Source organism: Vibrio sp. Vb0937, assembly GCF_033338855.1.
In genome coordinates this window covers 1-1138 of record NZ_JAWOTK010000354.1, presented here as the reverse complement: position 1 = coordinate 1138, position 1138 = coordinate 1, and the positions used below count along the sequence as shown (strand labels likewise).

At 48.3% G+C, this 1138-nt stretch carries 1 protein-coding gene; it reads left to right on the top strand.

The genetic code is table 11. From position 1 onward, the window contains the following. Nucleotides 1-1138 (top strand): methyl-accepting chemotaxis protein (locus tag R7P67_RS25665; RefSeq protein WP_318086430.1); only part of this gene is annotated, 1138 nt, incomplete at both ends.

Here is a 1138-nt window from a genome sequence, read left to right as displayed (position 1 = left end):
ATTGGTGTGGCGTACAACAAAGGTTTACTGGGCGAAACTCGCGCGCTATCTCACGCCGTGGAAGAGCAGTTTGAAGCTTTCTCATCATCGATTGATTCTGCCGCAACCCAACGCGATGAAAAAATGGCAAGCATCAAGCAAGCTATTACTGCGTTCATCTTAGTAGTGATTTTTGCGCTGATTTGGCAAATTTCTCGCTCTATCAACGTTCGTGTTGGTAGCTTACTAGCAACGATTAAGAACATCAGCGAAAGCAATAACATGGGCTTACGCTCTGATCTTGCAGGTAAGGATGAACTGTTTGATATCAGCCACCATCTCAACGATCTGCTCGAAAAGCTAGAGCGTTTGATCCACAACACACAAGAAAAATCGATGCAGTTAACAGCGAGCACGGACAACATGCATCGTGAGCTTGAAGGTGTTATGGAACAGTTCCACGCACAGACTGATCACACCGCTTCTATGGCGACGGCCGTGCAGCAGATGGTTGCCACTATCGGTGAAATTTCTGAAAGCACATCGGTTGCGGTTGAAGGTGTTCACCAAGCCGCGACTAACGCCGAACAAGGTCGCTCTGTCGTAGAAATGACCGTGACGAATGTTGGTCAACTGACGGGTATCCTATCGAACAGCCAACAGTCTATCGGCTCATTGAACCAACACGTCGATAAAATTGGCGGTGCGGTGAACATCATTCAAGACATTGCTGAACAAACGAACTTGCTTGCACTTAACGCGGCTATCGAAGCGGCTCGTGCGGGTGAGCAAGGACGTGGATTTGCCGTGGTTGCAGATGAAGTTCGCGCTCTTGCGAGCCGTACACATCAATCAACGGAAGAGATCACGCGAGTGGTGATGGACATCCAAGCGCAGATGTCGATGGTGGTTTCCGATATTGATCAATGTAACGAACAAGGTCAGCAAACCCTGAGTGCATCTGAACAATTAGACGCAAGCCTCCAGCAAATCATCACGGACATGCACGCGATTCAAGGCAACTCAGAGCGCATTGCTTCTGCGATTGAAGAGCAAGGCATTGTGATGAACCAAGTTAGCGACTCAATCACTGAGCTGAACGTTATCTCTGAAAACAACATGCACTCCGCGCAAGAATGTTTGCATGAAGTGAACTCTG